We start from the raw sequence: 8,785 nt of genomic DNA, 5'->3' as shown, positions 1-8,785 counted from the left end.
CTGAACGGCCAGACCCTCGTGCCGGGCATGCCCGTCGAAGGCTTCATCCAAACCGGCGAACGCACCGTCCTCTCCTACTTCATAAAACCCATGCAAGACCAAATCGCCCATGCGCTCAAGGAGAAGTAAGGAACCCCTTACTTCCTCGGAAGGCGGCTTCATTGATTTTTGAGGTCGTGAGGACTAGAATATGCACTGGAGTGGGAAGGGAACTTCAAGTCCCCTCCCCTTTGCTTAAGATCCGAAAGTGACCCGTAGCGCGATTACCAGCCGGCTGCGGGTCCTTTTCATTTTAAGCGTGAGTGAAATGGGGAATAACCTCATCCCATCACCTCCGGTTTAAAGGCAAGGCTGTTGCCTCAGTCGGATAAGCCTATCTTGTCCGATGCATTGGCTGGCACAACACAGCTGCTTTCGCCCTCAAAGAGCCCTTAGCTTACCACCAACCATCGCGATCTTTACCTCCCTAATTTGGGGAGTGATTTTCTTTCTCCCCGGAGAAGCGAACCAAGTTCTACCAATCGACTTACCTTTATCACTGGTCAATCGCTGCGATTTGGAAGACAAATGATACTTATTGATTTTTTGGAATCGTATGCAGGTAGATTCAGGCGTAGTTTTATGAGAATTTTCAAGCAAACTGTCTTTGTTCTAGACGTCCAACATAGAAATGTTAGCGCTATTGCTTTTCTATGGTTCGCAGTTGTCTGCTCAACACTTTTCTTTGGCTTAGGATTAACAGATGCTCATTCACAAGAAGTCGAGCAAATCATTAACGAACAGAATATTTTCGAGAAAATAGATCCCTGTGATACTCACCATGATTTCTTAGAGGGAAAGAACACCGCACTCCCTGAAAATTGCCACTCGATCGCGACCTTCCAAATCGAAAATCATCATCTAAATGATAGGGCTTACATTAGGCAGCTGTATGCTTTGGCTGGGGAAGACTCTCCGCTTGGAGCTCTCGCTTTATCGATACAAGCAGCCATTTTGAAAGTTCGACCAGTCACAGTATTTTCATACGCTGAAATAGCCGATCGACGAATGTCAATCAGCATGGGGCAATCTTCCGATATTGAACGAGCGGCACTGTACTCGCATTTACTCTCCGAAACTAAACGCATTGCTCTATTATCTATGTGCCGCGAAGATGCAAACTGTGATTTAATTCCCAATTTCCTAACAATCAGCAAGGGTTATGGAACTGAGTTTAGCTACATTGATGAACTCGACCCAAGCTTCTCATTAAACTGCTTACTCAGGCTAGACTCATATCTCACGCCTATCAGAGATGTCTTATCTAGCTTCAGATTTAAAGAGTGCGTGACTAAGCACAGCAACTTATTGCAAAGCAGAGGCCAATAAAAAAGCGGCTCTGGGAGCCGCTTTTTCTGTTCTTGTGAAGGCCCTCGCAAACTCACAAGGGTCTTCTTTTTTGCTTAAACGAGCATTTCGCTTGGGCTGCTGAGGTCCAGGCCGATGACGAGTGGGTCATGGTCGGACGCGCCGTACTGGTCGTCAGTGTAGAAACCAGCATCGGTGAAGCGGCTGTTGTAGCTGAGCAGGTCTGGCTCATCAGCATTGATGTGCCACTCAGCAAGGCCGGTCACCTGATCAGCAAGGCTGTCGGATGCCAGAGCATGGTCCAGAGAACCGCGCTGACCATCAAACACGAAGCTGTAAGCTTCATCGCCCAGGTACTGAGACAGAAGATCGGTCATGTCGCCGCCCTCTACCAGTTCCTGTACGGAGTCGCCTTTGCCGTAGGTGTTCAAGTCACCGATCACGAGGATGTCTGGATCAAGACCCGCACCTGCATATTCCGTTCTCAGCCACTCATGCAACTCTTTTGCTGCATCTTCACGTGCCTGAGCCCAGAAGGCCTGCCCATCGCCCTGATCGTAGTTTGGATCAGCGATCAAGGCATCCAGATCTGCCTGTACCTGGTCAACATCAGCTGCCGGAATGGTACCTGCATCCAGTTTACCCTGAATGTCTTCCACCAGATCGCTCAGGCCGCTTGGACCCTTGGACTTGTAGTGGTTAACCGCGAGGGTAAAGCGCTCGCCGTTTGCATCCTCAAAAGTGGTTGCAACGGTTGGGCGGTTACGCTGGAAGTCACCTACATATGAACGATCAGCAAAGTCCTGCAGACGATCCGCAATCGCGTATGTCGCATCCGCACTTGTTTCCTGATAGGTGTAGGTTTCTGTCTCAATGACAGTCAGCTTGCCAGGACGGTAGATCATACCGGTGGTGATGGCATCAGACCCAATCGGAGCCCCGTCAGTCGGGTTCACGAAGGTGTAAAGCTCATCAGTCCGGCCCTGAGCGGTCAGTTCCGCATTCAGTGCATCAACAAGAGCGCTGATTGCAGAGGCATCATCAAAGCCGTTGTTCTCCAGTTCCTGAAGACCAAAGACATCCGCATCGATATCAAGCATTGCCTTGACGATCTTGTCGGTTTGACGCGCAAGATCTGCCTCAGAGCTCGCACCGCGCTGACCAAGACTGGTGAAGTAGTTCAGCACGTTGAAGCTGGACACTTTCAGATCACCACCCACATCAGCAGGCTGGTCAGGACGTGCACCGGAGTTGGTGCTCTCATCGATGGAAATCTGGCCGTCAACAATCAGAGTATGACCATCGAAGCCTTCGGTGAGAATGCCTTCGATCGGTGCATCGATCTCTGTGCCAAGACGCAGAGTTGCCCCTTCAGAGAAGTCATCACCACTGTCCAGATACCCATTGCCATTGTCGCCGTTTTCTTCGGTAACTGGCACGTAGGTGAACTCGTCAGGGTTCTGCTCAGAAGAACCATCATCGATGAGAATGCGGTTGTTCTGGTTCATTTCCTGATGTTCGATGATCTGGTCAAGCTCATCCTGCGGATCGTACAGATGGGTTGCCTGATACTGTGCACCAGCGGAAACTGTAATCTGACCGTAGCGGTCGAAATTGAAGTTTTCGATGACTGTCAGAGCATCGTCTGTACCGGAGCCAACACTGACGCGCATGCCTTCCAGAGCTTCCAGGTTCTGCTGGCTTGTTGGAGACAGAAGTACCTGCATGTATTCTGGCAGATCATTGCCGGAAGACAGGATGCTCAGATCCCCAATGTTTGTCAGCTGTGTCTGGCCACCAAACTCTGCAACAGTACCACCGAAGGACACTTCATCACCAACTGCAACGGTTGGAGCTGCGCCGGTGTAAACGAAGATACCTTCTGAGGTTGCGGAGTTGCCGTCACTGTCAGTTGTTTCTTCCTGCAGGTAGAAACCACTGCTGGTCACACTTGTTACAAGCGCGCTGACGTAAACGAACTCGCCAACCATGCCGGATTCTGCACCGTCACCCTGAATGGTGGAGATGAGTGTAGGCGCGGTATCGTCGTTCACAACAGTGCTGGTTGCTGTCTTGGTTGTGATCTTGCCACCCGTTGGGTTGCTCAAGGTCACAGACAGGGCTTCGCTCAGCTCGGTTGTTTCATCGCCAGTGATGTTGACTGTGATGGTCTTGGTGGTTTCGCCAGCTGCAAACTCGATGCTGCCAGATGGCAGAGTGCCACCGAAGTCAGCTGCATCAACGTCGCCGCCAACAGCAAAGTCAACAGTGCCAGCCTCAGACAGATCACCATCACGGGTCACTGTGAACTCGAAGGAGGTTACGCCGCTGTCGCCTTCAGCTTTGGAGTCAGCCTCTGCTGCGACAGCGTAGGTTGTGGACGTACCGCCACCGCCTGTGGTGTCGCCTTCCAGCTGCAGGTTTTGCAGAACGAATGCTTCATTGCTGCCGTTTGCAGAGCCTTCAACGATGATGGTTAGCTCAGAACCCGAACCTTCCAGATCAGCAACAAGTGTTTGCAACTGGTTGGTAAGAATAAGGCCAGAGTTGGTTTCAACCATTGGATCGTTCAGATCAACAACCTTACCGCTGGCAAGAGTGTAAGACTGAGCGCCGTCATTGTCAGAGGTGAAGGCGAACAAAGTTTGCTCTTCGCCACCATCAATGGAATAGCGGATGGAAATGGTGTCATCAGACTCGAAGTCACCCATAGCACCAGCATCCAGAGACAGGCTGATATTGCTGTAATCTGAGATGTCGAAGCGCCAGGTCGCGACCAGCGGGTCACCATTAGGATTGTCGTCGTTGACGGTATCGGTCAGACCGAAGAACTCACCAGTGTTGGAGACTTCATCGATAACGCCGATTGCATCATTCTCGAAGCTGCCATTTGTGGAGTCGACAAGGGAGAACGGCGCATCACCAGCAGTGTATTTGCCAAAGCCGTCTGCCGGACTGGTAAAGTCTGGTGCAGTGCTGGTGTATTCGATCAGACGATCATTCTGAGAGTCCACCATGTCAAACGCAAAGGTCTCACGCACAACAGCAGGGTTGCCGAGGATCTTCAGGTTCTGCATTGCGAAGGCTTCAGAACTACCGTCTGACTTGCCTTCAACGCTGATGGTCAGTTCAGAGCCAGTGCCTTCCAGATCAGACACAAGGGTCTGCAGCTGGTTGGTCAGCACAATGCCTGCATCTGCATCGGTGAGCGGGTCATCCAGATCAACAGTCTTGCCGCTGGCAAGGGTGTAGGTCTGTGCACCGTCATTGTCAGAGGTGAAAGAGTACAGAACCTGCTCTTCGCCACCATCAATGGAATAGCGGATCACAAAGGTGTCTGTGCCTTCAAAGTCACCCATTGCACCAAGATCAAGGGAAAGACCCAGATCTTTGTAGCCTGCAATGTCGAAGGTCCAGGACGCTGTCAGTTCGCCATCATTGTCATTGTTGATGCTGTCGGTTACGCCAAAGAATTCACCAGAGTTGGTGGCTTCATCGATGATACCCAGAACGTCATTCTCAAAGCCGCCATTGGTGGAATCGACAAGTGAGAACGGCGCGCTGTCTGCAGTGAACTTGCCAAAGCCATCAGCAACGCTGGAGAAATCAGGCGCAGTGTTGGTGAAGCTCACCAGGCCCTGATTTTGAGAGTCGACCATGTCGAACGCGATTACGTCACGCACAACTTCGTTTTCGTCTTCAACAGTGACGGCAACACTCTGCGTGTCGGTGCCGCCATCAGCGTCGGTGACAGTAACTTCAACCTGATAAACGTTGTCGCCATCAGCATCTGCTGGTGCTTCAAAGTCAGGAGCTGTCTTAAAGCTCAGCTGACCGGTTTCAGCGACGATTTCAAACAGCTCTGCATCAGTGCCAGAAACGGAATAGGACAGGTCTGTGTTGTCTACGTCGGTTGCAGATGCAGTTGCCACCTCAGTGGTGTTTTCTGCAACGGAAACATCAGAAGAGACAGACAGAACCGGAGCCTGATTGGAACCAGTCACAGTAACAGTGACTGTGACGTCTTTGGTGCTGCCATTGCCGTCGGTGACTGTGTAAGTAAAGGTATCTTCTGCAGTCTCGCCTTCACGCAGGCTGTCAAACACACTGCCTGGGTTGTAGGAGACCTGACCGTTCTCAAGAGAGACGGTTGCGCCGGAAGCACTGCTTGCGGAAACTTCAGTGATTGTCAGCGTATCGCCGTCATAATCCTTGTCGTTTTCCAGCAGAGTGGCAGCCTCAATCACAAGACCTTCATCGCCGGATGCAACAGCATCTTCGCCAGCGCGGATCTCGTTGTTGCGACCATCCAGATAGTAAGTGTAGTCATCAGCTGCGAAGTGAACTGCCTCGACATTCATCAAGGTGTCTTTTTCAGAGCCGTCATTTGCAATGACTTTGGTCTTTGGATTCCACCAGCCACCACGCTGCTGGAATGAATAGTCATCGATTGAGCCTTCATAAACGGCTGTATCGAAACCACGACCACCATTGATGCTGTCATTGCCTGCACCACCATGGATGACATCGTCGCCACCAGCTGCGCTGATGCGATCGTTGCCTTCACCAGCAAAGATAAGGTCATTGCCCTTACCTGCCCGGATCCAGTCATTTCCAGCATATGTGGAGATGGTATCGTTACCGTTGAAACCCCAGACCCAATCAATACCGTCGGTACCCGTGATGACGTCATCCCACCACGTGCCAAAGTTTACGCTGATCGAGTAGAAGTTAAATCGAGGAAAGAAATTGAACATGTATCAACCCCGTTACAGTTCATCTTATCCGAGTCCGTCACTCCCCTCCCAGTTTTGAGCCGGGAGCCAAGACGAACGATTATTTTTTGCTAGATGCCCGAAAGATTTTCTGCAGCATGCATCGACAGTTTTCTCGATGTAGAGGGTGACGTAAAGGACGTATTGATCAATTTTTCACTTTTCGCATATTATTTCGAATAATATTTTCTTTTGTGAAATTTTTTTCAACTTCGCGTTGCATATCAATGTCAAGGCGACAGGAAGTTACCCAGTGCTGTGCATAACTCGGGATGCTTTTAAACACAGTTTGGCTCCTGCGCGACTCATATTTCACAAAGGCGCACTGCGAATCCATAGATACAATTAAAATTTAATTATCAAAATCACGATTTTTGCGGGTTCATGGCGAGGGGCAGGCACCTGCTTGAGTAAAATCATACCAATTCTATATTTTATCTCATTTAGAGTATCTTTTTCTAACTTGACTTATCTTTGTAGTATGTAGTTTCTTATATTCAATCTTTTCAGCGAACTTAGAGTGTATTCGCCATAATAAGAATCTGATGAGACGGAATAAAGGGACGGGGCAAGCATGTGTAATTTGATCGATAAAATCAGAAATTCAGTGATTGGTGAGGACGCAGCCATTGCCACGGCATTTGGTCGTAAGCCATTGGTTTATGCGGATTACACAGCCTCAGGCCGTTCGCTGAGCATGATTGAGGATTACATCCGCGATCACGTTCTGCCTTACTATGCCAACACCCATACAGAGACCTCCTACACTGGCGCTCAAACCACCGCACTGCGCGAGCAGGCCCGCCAGCAGATCCGTTCGTCAGTTAACGCCACCGACGATCATTCCGTGATCTTTTGCGGCTCCGGTGCAACCTCCGCGATCCATAAACTGATCGATATTCTCAACCTGAAACTGCCTGCAGACCTGAGCGCACGCTACAAGTTTGAGCAGCAGATCCCCGAGAAAGAACGCCCCGTCGTTTTCATCGGCCCTTATGAGCATCATTCCAACGAACTACCATGGCGCGAGAGCATCGCAGACGTGGTTTCCATTCCCCTTTGCGAAGGTGGACAGGTCTGTCTGGATGATCTTGAGAAACAACTGATCAAATACGCAGATCGCCCCCTCAAGATCGGCAGTTTTTCCGCAGCTTCCAATGTCACCGGCGTCAAAACCGACGTCGACACCGTCGCCCGCCTGCTTCACAAACACGGCGCACTCTCCTTTTGGGACTACGCCGCAGCTGCTCCATATGTGGGCATCGATATGGCTGGTGCTCAGGATGAGCAAGGCGACAGCACCAAAGACGCTATCTTCCTGTCACCACACAAATTTGTCGGCGGACCGGGCACACCGGGCGTTCTAATCGTCAACAATGCCATTCTTCAAAACCGAGTGCCAGCGATGCCGGGCGGCGGCACCGTCATGTATGTAACGCCAGAAGATCACCGCTACGTGGCAAACGCAGAACGGCGCGAAGAAGGCGGCACACCAGCGATCATTGAATCCGTGCGAGCAGGGCTGGTGTTCAAGCTTCAGCAAGCCGTCGGTACTGATGAGATTGAACGCCGGGAAGAGAGCTTTGTCTCCCGAGCCGTAGCCCGCTGGTCAAACTGCGAGAACATCGAGATCCTTGGCAACACCGAGGCGCCGCGTCTGTCTATCACCTCGCTGAAGATCACTCATAAAGGCAAAGACCTGCACTACAGCTTTGTTGTGGCGCTGCTCAATGACCTGTTCGGCATTCAGGCCCGCGGTGGCTGCTCCTGCGCGGGCCCATACGGCCACGCATTGCTTGGCATGGACATGCATTACAGCAAGGCACTGGAAGAGCAGCTGGTGGAAGGCCACATGATCCTGCGTCCAGGCTGGATCCGCCTCAACTTCAACTACTTCATTGATGAAGAAACCTTCGAATATCTGGTCCGCGCCATTGAGTTGGTCGCAGAGCACGGCTGGAAGTTGTTGCCATTTTACCGCTTCGACCAAAACGGCGCTGTCTGGCGTTATCAGAACCATAAAACAGAACTGGCCGCCTCTCTCGAAACACTCGACTTCAACGCATTGCCAGAAGCCACAGTAAAATCAGAGCGCCCTTCTCTGGCAGAGACCATGAAAGCAGCAGAAGCAGAGCTCCTACGCAACCACTGCACCGAAGAACGCTACAACGTCATTCAGCCGCAAAAAGTGGAAGATCTCCGCTGGTTCGTCCGCCCACAAGACGTCGCCGTCGCATAAGAGTAAGCCAAGGCGACGGAGATAACCTGTCGCCAGTTACCTCTCACAAGTACTTCACCCAGTCTTCGTAGCGGCGGTCTACATTTGGGGTGCTCATAGCTCTGGTCCAGGCAATGCCGGCAGAGTTTCGGGCTTCGGATGGGGTCATGGAGAAGCGTTTTTTGAAAGCACGGCTGAAGGTACTCTCGTAGGTAAAACCGAAAGAAAACGCGATTTCCGAGTTGGAGCGGTGGGCATTTAGGCTCTGTGAATCGGCATGCAAAATTGACCCGGTTAGGTGGGTTATGAGCGTTTAAGATTGACCCACCTGTTTGTTAGGATCCGTGCATTTAGCGCGGGGCATGAACGGGTGATATTGATGGAAAGTGCAGCCAAGATCCGCCGTCTTGTTTTACGGGATGGTCGAAGTGTCCGGTCGGTCAGT

Annotated in this window: 4 protein-coding genes and 1 pseudogene; 3 read left to right on the top strand and 2 right to left on the bottom strand. The window is 51.1% G+C overall.

The window, feature by feature from the left end; all coding sequences use genetic code 11:
* Together PsAD37_RS29245 and PsAD37_RS20660 are read left to right on the top strand one after the other, a co-directional pair.
* A pseudogene (locus PsAD37_RS29245) lies at positions 1-129 on the top strand (HlyD family type I secretion periplasmic adaptor subunit); the annotation flags it as partial.
* Positions 130-567: 438 nt separating this feature from the next.
* On the top strand, positions 568-1,368 hold the full coding sequence (locus PsAD37_RS20660; RefSeq protein WP_063297746.1) for a hypothetical protein: 801 nt from the start codon (positions 568-570) through the stop codon (positions 1,366-1,368).
* A gap of 74 nt (positions 1,369-1,442) precedes the next feature.
* Here PsAD37_RS20660 and PsAD37_RS20655 read toward each other — a convergent pair whose 3' ends face one another.
* The gene (locus tag PsAD37_RS20655; RefSeq protein ID WP_063297745.1) at positions 1,443-6,104 is read right to left on the bottom strand and encodes an ExeM/NucH family extracellular endonuclease; all 4,662 of its coding nucleotides are present in this window, start codon (positions 6,102-6,104) and stop codon (positions 1,443-1,445) included.
* A gap of 592 nt (positions 6,105-6,696) precedes the next feature.
* On the opposite strand from PsAD37_RS20655, the gene PsAD37_RS20650 reads away from it, so the two are divergent.
* Positions 6,697-8,361, top strand: coding sequence for an aminotransferase class V-fold PLP-dependent enzyme (locus PsAD37_RS20650; RefSeq protein ID WP_063297744.1), 1,665 nt, complete (start codon positions 6,697-6,699; stop codon positions 8,359-8,361).
* A gap of 43 nt (positions 8,362-8,404) precedes the next feature.
* Here PsAD37_RS20650 and PsAD37_RS27810 read toward each other — a convergent pair whose 3' ends face one another.
* Positions 8,405-8,623 carry an AraC family transcriptional regulator gene (locus tag PsAD37_RS27810; protein ID WP_208992005.1) on the bottom strand — a complete coding sequence of 73 codons (219 nt, stop codon included), beginning with the start codon at positions 8,621-8,623 and terminating at the stop codon, positions 8,405-8,407.
* Positions 8,624-8,785 lie beyond the last annotated feature (162 nt).

Origin of the sequence: Pseudovibrio sp. Ad37, assembly GCF_001623075.1 — a bacterium.
Lineage (GTDB): Bacteria > Pseudomonadota > Alphaproteobacteria > Rhizobiales > Stappiaceae > Pseudovibrio.
The sequence above is the reverse complement of the archived record's forward strand: the minus strand, read 5'-3'. Positions and strand labels throughout refer to the sequence as shown.

What these genes read in the sequence shown, in the direction of transcription:
- PsAD37_RS20660 (WP_063297746.1), top strand. Translation starts at nt 568, where the DNA reads ATGATACTTATTGATTTTTTGGAATCGTATGCAGGTAGATTCAGGCGT.
- PsAD37_RS20655 (WP_063297745.1), bottom strand. Translation starts at nt 6,104, where the DNA reads ATGTTCAATTTCTTTCCTCGATTTAACTTCTACTCGATCAGCGTAAAC.
- PsAD37_RS20650 (WP_063297744.1), top strand. Translation starts at nt 6,697, where the DNA reads ATGTGTAATTTGATCGATAAAATCAGAAATTCAGTGATTGGTGAGGAC.